Below are 21,232 nucleotides of genomic sequence, written 5' to 3'. Positions count from 1 at the left end.
AATGCAAAAAACCTTATACATAGTACGTCACGGCCAAACTGAGTACAACAAATTGGGAATCATCCAGGGCAGGGGCGTTGATACCGACCTGAACGACGAGGGCCGCAAGCAGGCTCAACAGTTTTTTGCGGCTTATAAAGACGTACCTTTCGATAAAGCATATATATCTGCACTAAAACGTACAAAGCAAAGCATTCAGCCTTTTTTGGATGGGGGATTGCCATTTGAAAAGCTTCCGGGCCTTGATGAACTGGCCTGGGGTATTCATGAAGGTCAGCTGCCCACGCCGGAAAATAAAGCAGCCTTTTTGCAAATTATGCGCGATTGGCTGGATGGAAACCTGGACAGCAAATTTGAAGGCGGCGAAAGCCCCAACGAAGTGGAGATCCGTCAGCGTGAAGCTTTGAAGGTGATCATGGGCCATCCCGAAGAAAAAACCGTACTGGTTTGCATGCATGGCCGCGCCATGCGTTTATTGCTTTGTATTTTAACCGGCAAGCCATTGAGCGAAATGGATAACTTCCCACATCAAAATTTGGTTTTATACAAAGTTGTTTATGATGGCCAACAATTTGCTATTGTAGATTTTAACAATGCCGAACATTTAAAACAATCCTGAAAGAGAACGTTTCTTGTGAAAAAGATCAGAATATCAGCAGTAAGCTACACTAATACCAAACCCTTTATATACGGCCTTCAACATACCGGTTTTGTAGACAAAATAGAACTAAGTCTTGACACCCCGACTGATTGTGCCCAAAAACTCATTGATGACGTGGTGGATATAGGCCTTATCCCCGTGGCGGCCACCTTAAGCCTGCCCAACTGGGAAATAGTATCCGATTACTGCATTGGTGCCGTAGGCTCGGTAAACTCGGTTTTTATATTTAGTAATTGCCCGGTACACGATATTAAATACCTGCAGCTTGATCCCGAATCGCGCTCATCTAACAACCTGGCGCGTGTACTACTTAAAAACTATTGGAAAATAAGTCCGGAGTTAATTGAGGGGGCAGCAAACTACGGCCTGTCGACCGAACCACACACGGCTTTTGTTCAAATTGGCGACCGCACCTTTGGCAAAAAAGATCAATATAAATATGTATATGATTTGGCCGAAGAATGGCAAAAGTTTACCGGCCTGCCGTTCATGTTTGCAGGCTGGATAGCCAACAAACCAATCCCGCATGATTTTATGCAGGAATTTAACGCCGCCCTTAAATACGGCCTCGACCATAGGCAGGAGTTATTCAAAGAGTTGCCTATGCGCGATGACTTTGATATTGTTGATTACCTGATGGTAAAAATTGATTTTGATTTAACCGAGGGGAAGAAGAAGGCGTTGTATATGTTTTTAGATTACATAAAGCGATTAAACGATTAGCGGTTTTGTCTGAACTCGGATTAAGCAGATTTTTTGGATTTCACAGATTTTAAAAAAAACAGCTTGTCTCATGGGCGAGAAAAAAATCAAAATCCAAAAAATCTGAAGAATCTGCTTAATCCAGGTTCGGACGAATTGAATAATATCAAAATCACGCTTAGGGATCAAAGATATAGTTGGCGATTTCAGTATCTTAACCGTTGTTTATTGATACTAACCAAAATCTGATAAAACCATGGAACTATCGCTTCATATTATCCTTGAAAAGCCTACCGCCGGGGTGGCTTTTGGCTTACAAAAGGGATCGGGCAATAAATATGAAACTGTACAAATCCAAAAAACTGATTCGGGCGACCTGAATTTTTATTTAACGGTAACCACAAAAGGGGACAGGCTAAAAGATGCTTCGCCAAGATTTGGCGGTCCATTTATACAAGGCCCCTATATGGGCAACTTTATTTACCTCGATATCGGCACGCTGGCCGGGCAGGTTAGCCCCTGGAACAGGAGGCTCAAAATTCCGATGGCCGGAATAACCTGGGAGATCATCGATCAGCTAAATGCAGATGCGGCGTTAATGCTTAAAACAAACGTAGCCGGAACCGCCAAAGACGGCAGCCCCAATTGTGCTACAGTAAAGCCATTTAACGGCTGGCAGGTAACTTCAAAATAATCAATTGTTAAGTCAACGGCACTAAGTCGGAAGTCATAAGGCTATCTCATTTCTGTGCTTGCAACTTGTGACATTGGGCTGAAGAATAAGCGTCAATTTATCGGTAACACAACCTTATATTTATCAAAATAAATCCCATTATGGAAATTCAACAGGAAACAACCACCGCTTTATTCATTAAAATAGCCATATCAAACTGGGAGTTGCAAAACACCCGCCTTAACGCGTTGCTGGATAAACTAACCGACGAGCAAATTGCCGGCTTTACCGCCCCCGACCGTAACAGTGGCACCTATCTTTTAGGGCACTTGACCGCGGTAAGTGACGGCCTGTTCACCTATTTAGAACTTGGCGACCGGCTTTACCCGCAATTGGACGAGATCTTCCTAAAAAACTCCGATACGTCCGGCCTGGAAAAGCCGCCGATAGCCGATATCAAAGCTGCCTGGCACAACGTAAACACCACCCTTAAACAAAAATTTGATGCCATGCAGCCCGAAGATTGGTTTACCAAGCACAGCGCAATCTCAGCCGAAGATTTTGCAAAAGAACCGCATCGCAACAAACTGAATATCCTCATCAACAGAACAGTTCACCAGGGCTACCACATGGGGCAACTGGCCTATTTGGTGAAAAAGTAGATAGCCCTTCCAAACCTCCCCTGAAGGGGAGGCTTTAAGAAAAGCCTCTCGAAAATCAAAAAGTTCCCCCTTTAGGGGGTTAGGGGGCTTCCTCCTGACAATTCCATGATCTCAATTTGACAAATGGATGGTACTATGCCTAAATAAACAGCTGTATATTTGCTTAACGCTGTTAAATGATTTAAGGCGTAAATAAAATGGCCAGTAAAGAACGTATTCAACGCTTAAAAGACGAAACCAGGATCAATATTCTGGATGCCGCACTCCAGATTGTTAAAGAGGAGGGATGGCAGGCTTTAAGTATGCGTAAAATTGCCGATGTAATTGAATACACCGCACCTATCATATATGAATATTACGCTAATAAAGAAGCTATTTTGCTGGAACTTGCCCGCAAAGGTTACTTGTTATTGGCTAAAGACCTTAGGGCAGCTCACGAACAACATGCACTGCCCGAAAAACAATTGGAAGCTATGTGGCTTGCCTACTGGAATTTCGCCTTTGCCAACAAAGAGCTTTACCAGATTATGTTTGGCGTAACTACCAATTGTTGTTGCGACGAGATAAACAAGCTGGAAGAATCTGTGATGCCCTGGGATCTGTTCACCGATGTAATTGGCAAAGTGATGCGTATTGACAATCCCGAATCGGATGTTATTTGCACTAAATATTACACTTTCTGGTCTGTTGTTCATGGGTTGGTGTCTATCAACTTATTGCGGCGCGGTTCATCAGACGATATCAATCGCCAGGTATTAATGGATGCCATTACCGGTATCATCAGGTCGATAAAACCTGAGTAATTTTTTGCTTCGAAAATAACATCGTTAAATAATTTAACAGTGTTAAATAAAAGTAAACTCAACAACAAATAAATAATAAAACAACTATGGATATCAACTTTTACATAGCGTTACTAAACAGTGTTAAGTCATCAAACACAAAACGCGGCAACTATTTAGCTACAAAACGTTAGCTCAGTTAATAATCACACTGGTAGCCTTAAAAACAAAGGTTATCATTTCAATAAAAACTACACATATATCAATTCAGCAATGAAAACAATTAACTCAACATATATCTACCCGCCGCAAGGCATCAAAATGAATCACAATCTATCACCCTCAAAATTAAGTATCATGAAAATTATCCCATTAGCGCTTTTAGCACTCACATTATATGGTTGCTCGCCCAAGCCGCAAACGCAGCAGGCACCGCCACCGCCGGCACTACCCGTAGCCGCAATAGCATCGGGCACACAAACTACTTACCAGGAATATCCTGCATCTATTGAAGGTACTGTTAACGTAGAAGTTCGTCCGCAGGTAAGTGGCGCTTTAGACAAAGTATTTGTTGACGAAGGTGCTTTTGTAAGCGCCGGCCAACCTATATTTAAAATAAATGAGCAGCCTTACCGCGCAGCTTTAAATAATGCCCTGGCCAGCTTACATGCGGCCGAAGCAGCAGCAGGTAACGCGCAGCTTGAAGTTGACAAGCTTACACCGCTGGTTGAAAACAAGGTAGTATCTGATTACCAGTTAAAAACCGCAAAAGCCAGCCTGCAGGTTGCTAAAGCCAATATCGAATCGGCTAAGGCAAATGTATCAACCGCGCAGATAAATTTAGGCTATACTTTAATAAAAGCACCGGTTAGCGGCTACATCGGTCGTTTACTAAAAAAACAGGGAAGCCTGGTTACTCCGCAGGATGTGGAAGCTTTAACCCAACTGTCTGATGTGCATGATGTGCATGTTTACTTCTCTTTGGGCGAAAAAGATTTCGTAGCCTTTAAAGAACAGTATCCCGGTACTACTTTAAAAGAAAAACTACAGCACTTGCCTACGGTATCATTACTATTAGCAGATGGCAGCCAATACGCCAAACAAGGTAAAATAGATGTAATAGATGGCCAGTTTGATAAAAACACAGGCGCTATTACCATCAGGGCAAACTTTGCCAATCCCGATGGTTTGTTACGTGCCGGTAATACAGGTAAAGTACGTTTAAGCTTACAACATACGGATGCATTGATAGTGCCCGAGTCGGCTACTGTCGAAATGCAGGATAAAGTATTTGTTTTTGCCCTTGCCGATAGCAATAAAGTGAAAAAAGTACCTATCAACATTGTAGGCAAAAGCGGCGAAAACTACCTGGTTAAAGATGGCCTTAAAGCCGGCGACCAGATTGTACTAAGCGGCATGGACCACTTAGCCGAAGGTATGGTGATAGCACCTCAAAAAGCTACTGATAAGGTTGCTGCTGTAGTTAATAAATAAGAATCAAGAGTCAGGATTTAGGTAAAAGGCTAAAGGCCAAAGGTAAAAGGTTTAATTGGTTGTCGTTGATATTGTTCAATTACGGATGATATGCAGCACCGGAATAAATCCGAAATCGAACTTCCGAAATCCGAAATAAAAAATTAAAATCATGTTTCAAAAATTCATAGAAAGACCGGTACTTTCAACCGTTATCTCCATATTACTGGTGATAGTAGGGGTACTTGGTTTAACAAAACTGCCCTTAGAGCGGTTTCCGAATATTGCCCCTCCGGCGGTATTGGTATCTGCTGTTTACCCGGGCGCTAATGCCGAGACTATTTTACGTTCTGTTACGCCTTCGTTAGAAGAAGCGATTAACGGTGTGGAAAATATGACCTATATGACCTCCACTGCCAGTAACGACGGTACATTGGGTATTACCGTTTACTTTAAACAAGGTACCAACCCCGATCAGGCAGCTGTAAACGTTCAAAACCGTGTTTCGCAGGCTACAAGCCAATTGCCGGCAGAGGTTGTGCAATATGGTATAACCACAACCAAACAGCAAAACAGCTTCATTGGTGCTATGGCCATCTACTCAGAGGATCCTAAAAAATACGATCAAACCTTTGTGGCCAACTACGCACAGATTAACATTGTGCCCGAAATTAAACGTATCACGGGTGTAGGTTCGGCCAGTATATTTGGTGGTATTAAGGATTACTCTATGCGTGTTTGGCTTAATCCTGCGCAAATGGCAACTTACAAAGTTACACCCGCCGAAGTAATGGCAGCTATACAGGACAAAAACCTTGAAGCCGCGCCTGGTAAATTTGGTGAGCGCAGTAACGAGGCATTTGAATATGTAATTAAATATAAAGGTAAGCTTACCAAACCAGAGGAATATCAGAATATCGCTATCCGTGCAAACGCAGATGGTTCTGTATTGCATTTAAAAGATGTAGCCCGTGTTGAACTGGGCGCCTATTCTTATAATAGCGTAAGTAACCTGAACGGGCACGACGGTATTATTATTGGTATCATCCAGTTGTCGGGCTCAAACGCCAACCAAATTCAGATTGAGATTGATAAGCTAATGGAAAAACTATCAAAGGATTTCCCGGCTGGTATCAAATACAACCAGTTCTATCGTACCAAAACCGATCTTGATGAGTCAATTAACCAGGTTGAACATACATTGGTAGAGGCTTTTATACTGGTGTTCATCGTAGTATTTATATTCCTGCAGGATTTCAGGTCGACTTTGATTCCGGCTATAGCCGTTCCGGTGGCTATTATCGGTACATTCTTCTTCATGAACCTGTTTGGCTTCTCAGTTAACCTTTTAACCCTGTTTGCCCTGGTGCTGGCCATAGGTATTGTGGTGGATGATGCCATTGTGGTGGTAGAGGCCGTGCATGCCAAAATGGAGCACGACCCAAGCCTAACCCCTAAGGCGGCAACTACCGAGGCTATGCACGAAATTACAGGCGCCATTATATCTATTACGCTGGTTATGGCTGCCGTGTTTTTACCGGTTAGTTTCATGGTGGGCTCAACAGGTATATTTTATCGCCAGTTTGCGTTAACTATGGCCATAGCTATTATTATATCGGCTGTTAACGCTTTAACCTTAAGCCCTGCTTTGGCAGCACTGTTCTTAAAGAACAAGCATAGTGCAGACGGCCATGAAGCACCTAAAAAAGGCTTTGTAGATAAATTTTATGCAGGCTTTAATGGTGGTTTTAATTATTTAACCAACAGGTACGTAGGTGGCTTAAAATTCCTAATCAATAAAAAATGGCTAAGCATAGGCGGATTGGTGTTGGTAATAGCAGCAACAGTTTACCTGGTAAACAGAACAAAAACTGGCTTTATTCCAACTGAAGACCAGGGCTTTGTGGCCATTGCTGTTAGTACACCATCCGGTACATCATTAAGCGGTACCAATAAAATCTTTAAACAAGCCGAAGATCAGCTGAAAACTTTACCGTCGGCAAGGTTTGTTACCGCATTGTCTGGTTTTAACTTTTTAACCCAATCCAGCAGTCCATCTGCCGGTGTAATCTTCCTGTTATTAAAACCAAATGAACAGCGGGGAGCAGTTAAAAATATTGACGAGATACAGAACATTGTTAGAGGAAGATTAGGCGGCATACCTGGCGGTACTTTCTTTGTGTTCAGTTTTCCAACGGTGCCAGGTTTTAGTAACGTAGAGGCCCTGGATGTGGTACTGCAGGATAAAACCAACGGTAAGCTGGATAAATTTAGTGGTGTTGCCAATAACTTTATTGGCAAACTGATGCAGAAACCAGCAATAGCTTATGCCTTTACATCTTATAAGGCAGATTATCCTCAGTTGCAATTAGAAATTGATGACGAAAAGGCCGGTCAGTTGGGCGTAAATGTTAAAGACATTTTACAAACTATGCAGGCGTATTTTGGTACTGCACAGGCGTCAGATTTTAACCGCTTTGGTAAATACTACCGCGTGGTAGTGCAGGCTGATACTGCGGACAGAACAGATCCTTCGGCAATTGACAGGGTATTTGTTAAAAACAAAGCCGGCGAAAATGTGCCTATCAATACCCTGGTTAAACTAACCCGTGTATATGGTTCAGAAACGGCTTCACGTTATAACCTGTTTAACTCTATCGAGATCAACGCTATCCCTAAACCGGGTTATAGCTCTGGTGATGCAATTAAAGCTATACAGGAAACAGCGCAGGAGCAATTGCCTACAGGTTTTGCCTATGAATTTGCCGGCCAAACCCGCGAGGAAATTGCTTCGGGCGGTCAGTCGGCTATTATCTTCATGCTTTGTTTGGTGTTTGTATACTTCTTATTATCGGCACAGTATGAAAGCTATATATTGCCATTGGCAGTTATCCTTTCAATCCCTACAGGTATTTTAGGTGTGTTTGTGGTATTGGGTTTAACCGGTATCGAAAATAACATTTATGTACAGGTGGCTTTAATTATGCTCATCGGTTTGCTGGCCAAAAATGCCATCCTAATTGTGGAGTTTGCGGTACAGCGTCGAAAGGCTGGGCACGGTTTAATTGAATCAGCAATTGAAGCTGCAAGGCTCAGGATACGCCCAATCATCATGACATCGCTGGCTTTCGTATTCGGTTTATTCCCGATGAGTATTGCCACAGGCCCATCAGCACAAGGTAACCACTCTATTAGTATAGGTGCTGCCGGCGGGATGGTTTCAGGAGTAATTTTAGGATTGTTCATCATCCCCGTATTGTTTGTCATATTCCAGGGATTACAGGAAAAAATCAGCGGTGTACCATTGGCCGTGCTGAACGGTGACGGGCCAGGCCACAAAAAAGGGCACGCAATTGACCCTAAAAAATTGGAACTACAGAATAATTAATCTTTGAGAATCAAGAATCAAGAGCCAGGAATCAAGACTTTAAAAAGTTGTTGAAGCCGTCTTGATTCTTGACTCTAATCTCTTGATTCTATTAATATTAAAAAAATGAAACGTTATTTAACTCCATTAGCTTTTGTATTACTTACGGCCTTTTTAAGCGCCTGTAAAGTATCAAAGGATGTGGAAACACCCAAACCAGAGCTGCCGGTTGCTTTCAGGAGCGCCACAGCCATAACCACTGCCGATACCAGCAGCATAGCCGATATACAGTGGAAAAACTTTTTTACCGACGCGACCCTGCAAAAGCTGATTGACAGCGCCATAGCAAAAAATTATGACATGCAGATAGCGGTCAAAAATATTGATGCAGCACAGTTGCTGTTTAAACAGGTAAAATGGAATTATGTACCCGAGGTTGCACTAAATGTAACGGCAAGCAGCAGCCGCCCGAGCGATAACAGCCTCAACGGACTAAGCATTAAACAGTATGGCTTAGGTACCAAACACATTGAAGATTATTCAGCAAACCTTGCCCTTTCATGGGAGGCCGATATCTGGGGCAAAATCCGTAACCAAAGCCGCCAGGCACTTGCAGAATACCTGCAAACAGCCGAAGCAAAAAAGGCTATTCAAACCAACATCGTAGCAAACGTATCGCAAGGTTACTATAACCTGCTGATGCTTGATGCGCAATTGGATATAGCCAAAAAGAATGTTAAACTGAATGACAGTACCATCCGGATCATCCGTTTACAATATGATGCCGGCCAGGTAACTTTACTGGCAGTACAACAGGCCGAAGCACAGCAGCAGGCAGCTGCGCAGTTGGTTCCACAGTTTGAAAGGAACGTAGCTGTACAGGAAAACGCTCTTAGTATCTTGGCAGGCAAATTGCCGGATGCTATCGAACGCAATGGCACATTAAATGATGTTAAATTCCCTGAAACGCTAACTGCCGGGGTTCCATCGGCCATCATCAGCCGCAGGCCCGATATCAGGACACAGGAACTGGCTTTAACTATTGCTAACGCCAAAGTGGGCATCACCAAATCTGAAATGTACCCGGCTTTAAGAATCACTGCAAGCGGTGGCGTTAACTCCTTTAAGGCCAGCAATTGGTTTAATATTCCAGCTTCGTTGTTTGGTATAGTTGGCGGTAGTGTTGTAACTCCATTACTGGAGCACAAACAATTAAGTACTACTTACAAAGTTGCACAAATTGACCGCGAAAAAACGGTACTGCAATTCAGGCAATCAGTTTTAAATGCGGTTGGCGAGGTATCTGACGCCCTGGTTAAAATTGAAAAGCTAAAACAGGAGCAAGCCATAGCTGCAAATCGTGTAAAAACCCTGCAGCAAGCTACAACAAACGCCAGCATGTTATTTAAAAACGGCCTGGCTAATTACCTGGAAGTAATAACAGCCCAGGGCAATGTATTGCAAGGTGAATTAGCACTTGCTACTATTAAAAGAGATGAGCTAAGCGCTACTGCCGAACTTTACCGTTCATTAGGTGGCGGATGGAAGTGATTTGGTAAGTAGTTGATTAAGTTGATTAGGAGGGTAGTTTAGCTTTATCAGCTTATTGCCAAATATTCGGGGCCGGTCGTATTTAATACGACCGGCCCCTTTTCGTAGAGGTGTATAATTGCGTCTCCCGTGTTTATGTCTACGCCATGTGTTTAAATAAAGCAGCCAGGTGCCCAAATTCAGATATTACAAATAAATTACCTCGATTTAGCATAAAATCGCTATCATAGCGGAACCCCAATAATTTTGACTTGTTTTTTAATGAAATATAAATTCTTAATAGCGCTGCTTCTTATATCCGGATACCTGAAAGCACAAAATTTAAACATCATTCCTCAGCCACGGTCGGTTGTAAGTGGTTCCGGGCAAATCAGCATCAATAATCACTCGACAATTAGCTTAAGCGATACTTCATTAACCACTTTGGCTATTTACTTTCAAAAGGAATTATTTAAAGCAAAAGGTTTATCACCTGTTATAAACAACGGTGATTTAAAAAGTACCGTTAAACTCGTTTTAACCAACACAAACCAAACTATAGGTGCATACGCACTAAAAATTACGCCGGAGCAGGTAACCATATCATCTTCAAATAAAGAAGGTATTTTTTATGGCTTGATATCGCTTTTACAACTTATTAAAGATCATCCTAAAGAAGGTGATAACCTTACTCTTGCATCAACAGATGCAACCGACGCCCGTGAGTATCAGAACGTAAGCATTGCATCCGCAGAAATAACCGACGCGCCCCGTTACCAATGGCGTGGTTTAATGCTTGACGAATCGCGACATTTTTTTGGCAAGCAGAAGGTTAAGCAAATATTGGATTGGATGGCCTATTACAAGCTTAACAAATTTCACTGGCACCTTACCGATGTACAGGGCTGGCGCATCGAAATAAAAAAATATCCCAGGTTAACATCCGTTGGCGGGGTAGGTGATTATAGTGATACCTCGGCAGAAGCTATTCCTATGTTTTATACCCAAAACGATATAAAAGAGGTAGTTAATTACGCAGCTCAGCGCTTTATAACAGTGATTCCGGAGATTGATATGCCCGGCCATGCAACCGCCGCTAATAAAGCTTATCCCGAATATTCGGGTGGGAGTGTAGCCGGTTATCCAAATTTCACTTTTAACCCTGCCAAAGAAGAAACTTACCAGTATTTAGCCAATGTTATCAAGGAAACAACTGCACTGTTTCCATCAAAAATGATACACCTGGGGGGCGACGAGGTTGTTTTGGGCATCAAAGCCTGGTCGTTAGATACGGCCATTGCCCGGATGATGCAGAATAAGGGTTTTGCTGATGTTGGCACGCTGGAACGCTACTTTTTTAAGCGGATGACCGATACCGTAACCAATATGGGCAGTAAGATTCTGGCCTGGGACGAGGCCACCCAAACCGACCTTCCGGCTGGCAAAACCATCATTTTTTGGTGGCGGCAAAATCTGCCGGGCCAGCTAAGTCTTGCCTTGCAGAAAAATTACCAGGTGGTATTATGCCCTCGCTTGCCGCTATATCTCGATTTTTTACAGGATGGCACACACGTTTCGGGTCGTAACTGGAAGGGTGTATTTAACCGGTATACAGATATCTATAACTTTCCGGACAGGCAATTAAATGCAGATCAGCTTGCATCAAACCAAATCATCGGCGTGCAGGCAAATATCTGGACAGAGAAAATAGCATCAGAAAAACGCCTGGACTTTATGCTCTTTCCACGAATTGCCGGCCTGGCCGAAGCTGGGTGGACTGCGCCTGAGGTAAAAAACGAGGCGGCATTTAATGAACGGGTACAGGCAGGCTTAAAAAACTGGGACGCGGCCGATATTTATTACTTTAACCCTTTCAATCCCCAGGCCCATCCAGAGGCAGTTGATTTTGCACCTGTGATCAGGAAAGCGCCTGTTGCTGAAAAACATGGCCGACACCATAAAGCACATTCAAAAGCATCTAAAAGAGGAAAGAAAGCTTCTGCCAAATCCCATAAATCGTCATCTAAAGCTAAATCGACAAAAAGTAATTCGCATAAAAAAAGGAAATAACCTGTTGGTTACTCCCTTTATATGGCGGGTTAGGTGCCGAAAATGCTTTAGGCCTTCTGCTTTCAGCTTATTTCTTACCTGTAGGTTGAAAGATGGGTAGTTTTGATGCTCAACACAAACGATTTCCCAACGCTTATTTTAACATTTTTATCCAGCAACATAGCCTTAACAGCATCGTCACCTTTTATGGCTTCAAACAAATCGCGCGCTACAGCCGATCCGCTGATGTTATTGGTAACCTTGCCGTTTTCCATGTTGATGTTGAACGTGTAACCTGATTTTCCACGATCTCCTGCAGATTCAAAATCGGTAATGTTCAGTTTGAATTGCTGATCTTCGGTCAGGCTTTTCTTCAAATGCAAACGGATAACCGGCATGTACCTTTTCCAGGTAGTTAAATACTTTCTTTCTTCCATGATATGCTTATCTATATAAAAAATAAAGCCCCTGTAGGTATTCGTTTACAGGGGCTTTTAAAATTTTTCAAGAACAGGAAAACAATATATCCTGATCTTATTTTATGTATGTAATTTGTTGTTTTGAAACCAGGGTAATAAGGGACAGCTACTCCCGCGAATAATATTACCGCATAACAATTCAAAGCTACTTAAATTATAGTGCACACGCGCAATTTATATTTTTATAGTCGGCATGGCGTAATAGGTTGTTAATCAATTGTTACTATATCATTACTTAGGCAGCAAAAGTATATCACTTGTATAATCCGAATCCCCAGGATCAGAAATATTCTTTTTTTTGTGCAGGCCGTTAATACTTTAAGCTATAAAAAAGTCATTTTTACTTATAGCAACTAAAAAATACGGTCAGCTTCCTTTTAACTTTTACTGCGTTTACCTATATTGGGGCATGAGATGGTTTAACCGCCGGAATTAATCGCCCTGGCATTAAGCTATAAAAGGTCTCAACCAATCATTATGTTTAATAATCAGGCTATTGCGATCTTAACGGTCGCGGCTAAAAATCTATTCTATAATGATTGCTTTATTAACTGCTATTGCACTTCTTGTTGCGCTGATATTTGTTCTGCGTGGCCCCTCAACCCGGAACAATAAAACTATCACCAAAGCCCAACGGCCTAAAAATTTTTCTAAATACCTTGTAAATAAAGATGGCTGGCTTGAAGTGGCCGACGAAGACCGAACGTAATAATAATTTTTTTTTGCTGATAGTTTATAAATGTTACAAATTTGAATATGCCCAATAAACTCATTTCGTTTTTGCAGCTATTCAGTTATATTTCGCCCCAGGATCAGGAAGTTATAGGGAATGCATTTGAAGCCCGCACATTTGAAGAAGGCGATTACCTGTTTAAAGGGGGAAATGTTTGCCGGCAACGATTTTTCATTGTAGAGGGGGTGCTGCGAATTGTGATGCATAACGAAAAGGGAAACGAGGTTACTCACTATTTTTTAAAAGAAAACCAATTTTGCACCATATTAAACAGCTTTAATAACCAGGTTCCTGCACAGGAAAGTATCCAGGCGGCATGCAAGGCAAATGTGTTGGAAATAAGCCACGCCAAACTGATGGCCTTATATGAGCAGTTGCCTTATATAAAAAGTTTGATTGATGATATAACGCAGCAGGCGCTGCTTGATAAAATACAAATCAGGAATGCCTACCTGGGACAGGATTCAACCACGCGCTACAGGCTTTTTATGATGCGACAGGCAGATATAGCACTTCGTGTACCATTAAGCGATGTGGCCTCTTATTTGGGCATCACGCCTCAATCGTTAAGCCGCATCAGGAAAAACATTCGCTGACAATCGTTTTTTTGACATCGCCAAATAATTCAGTCTTATTTATGATTGCACAAATTCGGTTAAAATAAAGACATTTGCCAAACTATGAATAAGGATATCTCAGCGGCAATAACTTTCCAGGCAGCTACCACCATCAAACATTTTGAACAAATTATAGCGCTTCAGAATCAAAACCTATACAAATCATTAACCGCCGAAGAGCAAGATCAGCAGGGCTTTGTTTTTGCAGAACACACCATTGAATTATTGCAGCAAATGGCATCCCAAATACCGCAGGTTATTGCGTTGCATCAAAACAAAGTAATTGGCTATAACCTGGCCATGACAGCTGCTATGGAAAAACAACTGCCCAGCCTTGAACCTATGTTCAGGGAATTTCATAAAAGCCGGTTTCAGGGCAAAGTTTTAACTGCTTATAAATTTTTTGTAGGCGGACAGGTGTGCGTTGATAAAGATTTCAGAGGGTTGGGGCTGTTGAGAAAACTTTACAACGCAACGGCCAACCTGGTAGGTGATGATTACGAACTTTGTATTACCGAAATAGCAGTAAGAAACGTCAATTCGTTAAAAGTACATCAAAAAATGGGTTTCGAAATAGCCGGTACCCACCGCGATGAGTTTGGTGATTGGTATGTAGTTGTTTGGGACATCAGAAAGATTTAAACACATTTGGAATCAAGCACAGATGATTGCTCATTCTAAATTGAGCGTATATCATAGTTTTTCTATTTCTTCAACCAAAAGACCGGTGAATTTTTTGATCTGGGCAACAGGCAAACCCTCCTTTTTCATTTCGCGGGCAATAGCAACAGCTTCTTCTTTTCTACCTTCATTTCTGCCTTCATTTCTGCCTTCATTTCTGCCTTTTTTTTCAGCTCTTTCTAATAAAAGTTCTTCGATACCCATGGTGTTGCTCCTTCCTGTTAAAATTTCTACCTGTTGCTCAAATTTAGTGTTTATATCCTGATTTTCAAAGCGTATGTAATACCTTAAAAAATTCATCAGCACCCTTATCTTATCTTTCGCTATCTGTTTGGCCAATAATAGCCTGGTGAGGTTAAGTTTTAAATTCAGCAATAGTTCGTCACGTTCCCTGCTGCTTTTCAGGTCTTTGCCTGCAAGTGCCGCCTTAGCTGTAAGCACAACCAGGGCAAAGGGGTTATCGCTCGCTTTCAGCACCTCATCGCTTTGGCTGGCTATTTTATACGTATTAAAGGTATAACGCAAACTGGTGCCCATAAAGTCTATGGCAAAATGGTTTGGTCTTTCCTTTGTATTGGCTTCGGTAAATATGGCGTAGGCGACTATGGGCTTTTGATATTTGTCCAGTATCCGGTAAAAGTAAGTATACATGCGGCTGGCAAAATCTTTTTGATATTGGCCCTGCACTTCCACATGCACCAAAATCCATTCTTCTTTGCCGGCTTTGGTAAATACCTTAACCAGCTTATCGATCACCTTTGGAGAATACTCATCATTTTCGGGCGGAAAAACCTGTTCCAACTCCTTATCCAGGAATTCGAAGCCTTTATTAAAGTCGAAAATCTTAGAAGCATCAGGATTAAGAAAACATAGGAAATCGTCAAAAACATCTTCGAGTATCCCTTTCCAAAGGAGGTCGTCTTTTCTTCTCATTAAACAATAATAGAAAATTATAATTGATCAAAAAGCAGATTTATTAAAGCCCACGGGACGGATGTAAGGAAAGAGATGCAAAATTCCAACAGGGGGGAAAATCCTGTCAATCCTGTAAAATCCCGAAATCGTGTTTACTTTGCAGTTACCTCATGCAAGCCGCATTCTTTTTTGGATTGATCTTCCCACCACCAGCGGCCGGCGCGGAAATCTTCGCCTTCGGCAACGGCACGGGTACAAGGCATACACCCTATGCTCGGGAAGCCTTTATCGTGAAGTGAGTTGTAAGGGATATTGTATTGTTTAATATAGGCTTTAACCTCATCCAAAGTCCAATGAAAAATAGGGTGGTATTTTACCAGTTGGTTTTGTTCGTCCCATTCCACATCATGCATATCATGGCGGTTGGCCGATTGATCAGCACGGATGCCCGTAATCCAAACCTTATTACCTTTTAAAGCGCGCTTAAGCGGTTCAATTTTACGGATGCCGCAGCATTCTTTACGGTTCTCTACCGACTCATAAAAGCTGTTAGGGCCTTTGGCGTTTACCATTTGCTCCAAAAGTTCATTATTTGGATAATAGGCGTGGATAGGTTGTTTATACCTGTCCATTGTGCTGGCCCAAACTGAATAGGTTTCGCGGAAAAGCCGCCCTGTTTCTAAAGTAAACACTTTAATGGGCAGCTTATTGGCGAAGATCATATGACTGATCACCTGGTCTTCCCAGCCAAAACTGGTCGAAAATACAACCTCGCCGCGATAAAGCTCAGCCAGCTTAGTCAGCGCTTCAACAGGGCCGAGACCTGATGTAATGTTGTTTATATGTTCAAAAGCCTCGTTCATATCAGATAAACTTTGTAATAAAGGCAACAATTGATTTAATACTTACCAAAATCACGATGATACCTACAGATACCATGATGGTTTTGGTCGAAATTTTATTTGAAATTTTTGCCGCAATAGGCGATGCTAAAGCGCTACCCAGTACCAGGCCGGCAACAGCTTGCCAATGATCGCTGCTTACCATGGCTATGAAGGTGATTGACCCTGCTATCGCCACAAAAAAGCGGGATAATTTTACCGTGCCTAAGCAAAATATAGGGCTGCGGCCACCTGCTATTAGTGTTGATAACACGATTGAGCCCCAACCACCGCCGCCAACAGCATCAATAAAACCGCCGCCTAAACCAAGCAACGATATGCGTTTTACCTTATCAGCCGATTTCTTTTTCTTAATATTGAACGCTTTGGAGAGTATTACAATGCCTAATATCAAAGTGTACACTGATACCACGGGCTTGGTATACATGCTGTAATGTTCAAGGGACGACAGGATAGATGCCCCAATAACTGCACCGGCAATGCCCGGTAATACCAATAACCAAAATAACTTCCAATTGATATTGCCCATACGGTAATGCATCCATCCGGCAATACCGCAGCTCATGATCTCGGACAGGTGGACGCCCATACTTGCCGAAGCAGGAGGGATGCCCATTGAAAGGGAGAATGTGGTTGATGTAACGCCATACGACATGCCAATGGCGCCATCTATCATCGCGAATATAAACCCCGCGCCTAAAAAGTAATAAAACTGCGGGCTTACACCTTCTACAAATGTTTTAAAAGCGGGCTCTTTGAAGTATAAAGCGGTTATAACGATGGCTAATGAAACTATAATGGTTGACCAGATAAGCCAGATGAAATTTTTGATCACGACCGATCTTGGCTTAACCAATACCGCTGTTACACTATTCAGTTGTTTAACTTTATCAGCAAAATCGCCGCTTAACGTGTTCCGTAGCTCGCTCATTTGCTGCAGCGTGGTATCCAATTCATCGGGCAGGCTTTCGTTTAATACCTCTTTTAAACGCTTGGCTACCGTAGGCGATTTGCCGTTGGTTGATATGGCCAGTTTCAGGTCGCCCTTTTTTACTATCGAACCTAAATAAAAATCGCAAAGTTCGGGCTTATCGGCCACGTTGATGAGCAGCTTGCGGTCATGTGCCGATTGGCGCACATACTTGTTAAGTTCGCTATCATTGGTAGCTGCAATTACTACCTCGGCGGTATCCAGGTCGTTATCCGTAAACGATTTCTGAACAATGGTTAAATCCGGGTATTGCGCGGCAAGTTCATGAATTTCGGGTAAAAACGTTTTAGATATTACTGTTACATTGGCTTTCTGGCTATTGTTTAAGATAGCCGTGAGTTTTTCAAGGCCAACATTGCCGCCACCAACCAAAACGGTATGCAGGTTATTCAGCTTCAAAAATACCGGGAACAATTGGTTACCGCCGATCTCTTCGTGCTCAATTTGCGTTAAACTATTATCCTTTGGCAACAACGTCATAAATTTCTTTAATCAACTGGTATTTAGGGTGCAATGAAACCACTTCGCCCAACACTATAATCGCCGGCGAACCGATATTATTTTCTTTCACTGCATCAACAATGGTATCAACTGTAGCAATAACAACTTTTTCATCTGCGGTTGTCCCGCTTTGAATTACCGCTACTGGCAGTTTGCTTTTTCCTTCACTTTTAAATATTTCGATAATCTCGGCCAGCTTATTGATCCCCATGAGCACAACAACCGTTGCCCTGCTTTTGGCGGCATCATACAAATCAGGCGAAATTTTCCCGTTTGAGATAGTGCCTGTTATCACCCAAAAACTTTCACTTAAACCACGGTGTGTTACCGGGATGTTTTGCAACTCCGCTACCGCTATTGAGCTGGAGATACCAGGGATAACCGAGGCTGGGATATCATGAGAGGAGGCAAAATCCAGTTCTTCAAACCCGCGGCCAAATACAAATGGGTCGCCGCCCTTTAACCTTACCACATGCCCGTAATTGATGGCGTAGTCAACCATTAGCTGGTTCACAGCTTCCTGTGAGTAGGTATGATCGCCGGAACGTTTGCCTACATATACTTTTACCGAAGCCTCTGGCGCATAGCCAAGCAATTCTTCGTTCACTAAAGCATCGTATAAAACAACATCGGCTGTTTTTAATGCTTTAATAGCCTTAACGGTAATCAGGTCGGCATCGCCGGGGCCTGCACCCACTAAAGTTATTTGTGGTTGTTTAGTGTTATCCGTCATTATTGCACCAATGCCTCTCTTTGCGCTTTGCTTTTTCCTAAAAATTCTTCGGCCTGGGCTAAATATGCAGCGGCAAATTCGGCTGAGGGCTCGTTTTGATTGATCTGCAATACAAGGTCGTTAAATGATCCCTGTAAATCAAACTCGCCGGTTGCTACAAACTGTGCATCAAACTCTTTAATAATGCCAGCCTGTGTACTGCTGTTGGTACCTTTATCTAACAATAAAGCTTTTGCCGAACTGATGAACACGTTGTATGAATGATAAATAGCATCAGACCAGTCGCCCTGGGTAAACGAACCATTTGCCCAGCCCATTTTTTCTTCCGATTCAAAAAGGAGTGTTGCAACCAAATCAATTACTACGCCGGCACACTCGCCCACGCCAATAGCAGATACATAGGTTTCCTGGTGGCCCCAGTCAACAAATTCATCATCGGTAAGGGTTGTTAAATCTGCAAGCGGTTTCAGCAGGCGGTAAAAATAATCTTTACCCTGGCGGTCGTAATAGGCATGGAAAGTTTCACCCTCAGGCGAAAATTCTTTGTAATCGTCAAGGATTTTTCTTAAAACATCGGTAGCACGTTTTGAAGGCACCTTAACTACTCTTTCGGCCGCACGGCCTACGCCATCGCCAACAGTGCCACCGCCCAGCATGACCTGTACCGAAGGCAATACCTTTGTACCGGCTTTAAGCGAACTGCCATGAAAACCTATATGCGCCAAACCATGCTGGCCGCAGGAGTTCATACATCCACTTATCTTTATTTTAATCTCGCGGTTAAAAATGAACTCTTCGTATTCATTAAAAATCAAATCTTCCAGCACACGCGCCATGGTCATACTATTGCTGATGCCCAGGTTACAGGTATCAGTACCGGGACAGGTAGTTACATCGGCCAGGGTATCAAAACCGGGCGCGGCAAGCTCCAGTTTAGCTAAACCTTCATATAAAGCAGGCAATGCCTCTTTACGGACAAATTTTAACAATAAACCCTGGTTTTGCGTAATGCGGATTTCGTTGGCCACTAACGGCTCTAAAACCTTCACCAGGGCACGTGCGGTATCAGATGGGATATCGCCAACCGGTACTTTAATATATACACCGTAAAAGCCTTTTTGCTTTTGCTCAAAAACGTTGGTAACCAACCACTGTTCATAGCGGAATGGGTTGCTGATTTCTACTGTAGGGTATTCGGCTGTTGCCGGCAGCGCTGGCAATGCAATGGTATCGCGATTAACAGGATAGCTTTTTACTTTGATAGCAGTTCTTTCAATTTTGGCCAGGCGCAAAACTTCTTCCAATCCAATCTTCTGGATCAGGTACTTCATCCGGGCCTTATTACGGTTGTTACGCTCGCCATAGCGGTCAAACACACGAATAATGGCTTCGATATAAGGAATCAGCTGATCTTCGGGTAAAAACTCTTCAACAATGCTTGCCAATATAGGTTGTGCGCCTAAGCCGCCACCTAAAAGTATTTTGAAGCCACGTTCACCGTTAGCATTTACTTTAGGGATGGCGCCAATATCATGAATATATGAGAAAGCGGTATCCGCATCGCTTGATGAAAACGAGATTTTAAATTTACGGCCCATTTCCTGGCAAACAGGGTTACGCAAAAAGTACTCGAAAGTAGCATGTGCATAAGGCGATACATCAAATGGCTCCAAAGGATCAATACCGGCGGTAGGAGAGGCGGTAACATTCCGCACGGTATTGCCACAGGCTTCACGCAAGGTAATATCATCCTGCTCCAGTTTGGCCCAAAGTTCCGGCGTACGATCCAGGCTTACATAATGAATCTGGATGTCCTGACGGGTGGTAAGGTGCAAATTACGGCTTCCGTACTCGTCAGATATATCGGCAATTTTAAGCAGTTGCTTAAAAGTTACCTTACCAAATGGCAGCTTAATACGCACCATTTGCACACCTGGCTGGCGCTGGCCATATACACCACGGGCCAAACGAAGGCTCCTGAATTTTTCGTCGTGTATTTTACCTTCGCGAAAAGCTCTGATCTTTTTTTCCAGGTCAATAATATCCTGCTCTACTATTGGGTTCTCCAGTTCTGTTCTGAAGCTTTGCATAAGCTATTTTTTTAATCAATTATAAAAAAGCCCCTTTGGCTTTGGCTAAAGAGGCGTATGTGGATAATACAAATTATAGCCGTGTCCTGTCGCCGGTTAAACAGCAGTACATGTGGATATAAGTGTGTGTATTAATAGGGCTCATTATGTTTTATACCACAAATATATACATAGTATAGGGAAATGGTAGAATTTAATTGAAAAAACTGTTATTTGACAGTTTTATGATGACATTACACGTTGATGAGCGTCTGCTCGCGGGTTATAATGTCAGCTATGCTGGTCTCGCTCAGTATTTTTAGTGTAGCATCCCGCACATCAACAAACACATCGCGGATGCCGCAGGTAGTTTCCTGGTGGCACTCATCGCATTTGTGGTAAAAGTTCAGGCTGGCACAGGGTACCATGGCTATGGGGCCATCGGTAATGCGCATGATACTTACCAGGAAAATCTCTTTCGGATCGCGGTTTAAGCTGTAACCGCCGCCTGCTCCTTTTTTACTATACAGGAAACCAGCATTGCGCAGATCGAGCAGGATTTGTTCCAGGAATTTTTTGGGAATTCGTTCTGCCTCGGCGATTCTCGAAATTTGCATAGGCGGCTGATCCATGTTTTTGCCCAGGATCACCAATGCCTTAATAGCGTACTTTGTTTTTTTGGAAAGCATTTTAAAAAATAAAAACTCAAAAA

Annotated in this window: 19 protein-coding genes; 12 read left to right on the top strand and 7 right to left on the bottom strand. The window is 42.7% G+C overall.

The window, feature by feature from the left end; translation table 11 throughout:
- Position 1 precedes the first annotated feature (1 nt).
- The 9 genes from AC1RM2_RS33105 to AC1RM2_RS33065 all read left to right on the top strand — a co-directional run bounded on the left by AC1RM2_RS33105 (position 2) and on the right by AC1RM2_RS33065 (position 11,920).
- A complete protein-coding gene (locus tag AC1RM2_RS33105) occupies positions 2-619 on the top strand; it encodes a histidine phosphatase family protein (RefSeq protein WP_492989406.1) in 618 nt (205 codons plus the stop codon).
- Between the two features lie 15 nt (positions 620-634).
- Positions 635-1,384, top strand: a complete 750-nt coding sequence (locus tag AC1RM2_RS33100; protein ID WP_492989405.1) for a menaquinone biosynthetic enzyme MqnA/MqnD family protein — start codon at positions 635-637, stop codon at positions 1,382-1,384.
- 235 nt (positions 1,385-1,619) lie between these two features.
- Positions 1,620-2,057 (top strand): DUF5990 family protein, encoded by a 438-nt coding sequence (locus AC1RM2_RS33095; RefSeq protein ID WP_492989404.1) that lies wholly within the window; start codon positions 1,620-1,622, stop codon positions 2,055-2,057.
- Positions 2,058-2,197: 140 nt separating this feature from the next.
- Complete coding sequence (locus AC1RM2_RS33090) at positions 2,198-2,698, top strand: DinB family protein (protein WP_492989403.1); 501 nt, start codon at positions 2,198-2,200, stop codon at positions 2,696-2,698.
- 197 nt (positions 2,699-2,895) lie between these two features.
- Positions 2,896-3,501 (top strand): TetR/AcrR family transcriptional regulator, encoded by a 606-nt coding sequence (locus AC1RM2_RS33085; RefSeq protein WP_492989402.1) that lies wholly within the window; start codon positions 2,896-2,898, stop codon positions 3,499-3,501.
- A gap of 336 nt (positions 3,502-3,837) precedes the next feature.
- Positions 3,838-4,974 (top strand): efflux RND transporter periplasmic adaptor subunit, encoded by a 1,137-nt coding sequence (locus AC1RM2_RS33080; protein WP_492989401.1) that lies wholly within the window; start codon positions 3,838-3,840, stop codon positions 4,972-4,974.
- A gap of 151 nt (positions 4,975-5,125) precedes the next feature.
- Positions 5,126-8,341: an efflux RND transporter permease subunit gene (locus tag AC1RM2_RS33075; protein ID WP_492989400.1), complete on the top strand. Its 3,216-nt coding sequence runs from the start codon at positions 5,126-5,128 to the stop codon at positions 8,339-8,341.
- A 105-nt stretch (positions 8,342-8,446) separates the two neighbouring features.
- On the top strand, positions 8,447-9,871 hold the full coding sequence (locus AC1RM2_RS33070; RefSeq protein ID WP_492989399.1) for an efflux transporter outer membrane subunit: 1,425 nt from the start codon (positions 8,447-8,449) through the stop codon (positions 9,869-9,871).
- A gap of 261 nt (positions 9,872-10,132) precedes the next feature.
- Positions 10,133-11,920: a beta-N-acetylhexosaminidase gene (locus tag AC1RM2_RS33065; protein ID WP_492989398.1), complete on the top strand. Its 1,788-nt coding sequence runs from the start codon at positions 10,133-10,135 to the stop codon at positions 11,918-11,920.
- A gap of 74 nt (positions 11,921-11,994) precedes the next feature.
- Here AC1RM2_RS33065 and AC1RM2_RS33060 read toward each other — a convergent pair whose 3' ends face one another.
- Positions 11,995-12,336, bottom strand: coding sequence for a hypothetical protein (locus AC1RM2_RS33060; RefSeq protein WP_090647651.1), 342 nt, complete (start codon positions 12,334-12,336; stop codon positions 11,995-11,997).
- Positions 12,337-12,913: 577 nt separating this feature from the next.
- Here AC1RM2_RS33060 and AC1RM2_RS33055 point away from each other — a divergent pair.
- The 3 genes from AC1RM2_RS33055 (at position 12,914) to AC1RM2_RS33045 (ending at position 14,370) form a co-directional block, all read left to right on the top strand.
- The gene (locus AC1RM2_RS33055; RefSeq protein ID WP_492989397.1) at positions 12,914-13,087 is read left to right on the top strand and encodes a hypothetical protein; all 174 of its coding nucleotides are present in this window, start codon (positions 12,914-12,916) and stop codon (positions 13,085-13,087) included.
- Between the two features lie 47 nt (positions 13,088-13,134).
- Positions 13,135-13,707, top strand: coding sequence for a Crp/Fnr family transcriptional regulator (locus AC1RM2_RS33050; RefSeq protein WP_492989396.1), 573 nt, complete (start codon positions 13,135-13,137; stop codon positions 13,705-13,707).
- 84 nt (positions 13,708-13,791) lie between these two features.
- Positions 13,792-14,370, top strand: coding sequence for a GNAT family N-acetyltransferase (locus tag AC1RM2_RS33045; protein WP_492989395.1), 579 nt, complete (start codon positions 13,792-13,794; stop codon positions 14,368-14,370).
- A 51-nt stretch (positions 14,371-14,421) separates the two neighbouring features.
- Here the strand turns inward: AC1RM2_RS33045 and AC1RM2_RS33040 are convergent, their stop codons facing one another.
- The 6 genes from AC1RM2_RS33040 to AC1RM2_RS33015 form a co-directional block, all read right to left on the bottom strand.
- On the bottom strand, positions 14,422-15,342 hold the full coding sequence (locus tag AC1RM2_RS33040) for an Rpn family recombination-promoting nuclease/putative transposase (protein WP_492989394.1): 921 nt from the start codon (positions 15,340-15,342) through the stop codon (positions 14,422-14,424).
- A gap of 134 nt (positions 15,343-15,476) precedes the next feature.
- Entirely contained in the window at positions 15,477-16,187 is a 711-nt protein-coding gene (locus AC1RM2_RS33035; RefSeq protein ID WP_492989393.1) for a phosphoadenylyl-sulfate reductase, read from the bottom strand.
- Position 16,188: 1 nt separating this feature from the next.
- Positions 16,189-17,697, bottom strand: coding sequence for a TSUP family transporter (locus tag AC1RM2_RS33030; protein ID WP_492989392.1), 1,509 nt, complete (start codon positions 17,695-17,697; stop codon positions 16,189-16,191).
- The gene (gene cobA / locus AC1RM2_RS33025) at positions 17,675-18,451 is read right to left on the bottom strand and encodes a uroporphyrinogen-III C-methyltransferase (RefSeq protein WP_492989391.1); all 777 of its coding nucleotides are present in this window, start codon (positions 18,449-18,451) and stop codon (positions 17,675-17,677) included. The genes AC1RM2_RS33030 and cobA overlap by 23 nt, the downstream gene beginning before the upstream one ends.
- Positions 18,451-20,541: a ferredoxin-like domain-containing protein gene (locus tag AC1RM2_RS33020; protein WP_492989390.1), complete on the bottom strand. Its 2,091-nt coding sequence runs from the start codon at positions 20,539-20,541 to the stop codon at positions 18,451-18,453. The genes cobA and AC1RM2_RS33020 overlap by 1 nt, the downstream gene beginning before the upstream one ends.
- A gap of 233 nt (positions 20,542-20,774) precedes the next feature.
- Positions 20,775-21,209, bottom strand: a complete 435-nt coding sequence (locus AC1RM2_RS33015) for an RrF2 family transcriptional regulator (RefSeq protein ID WP_090647684.1) — start codon at positions 21,207-21,209, stop codon at positions 20,775-20,777.
- Positions 21,210-21,232: the final 23 nt, after the last annotated feature.

The sequence above is a fragment of the Mucilaginibacter sp. GW822-FHT03E02 genome (assembly GCF_058801545.1).
The sequence above is the reverse complement of the archived record's forward strand: the minus strand, read 5'-3'. Positions and strand labels throughout refer to the sequence as shown.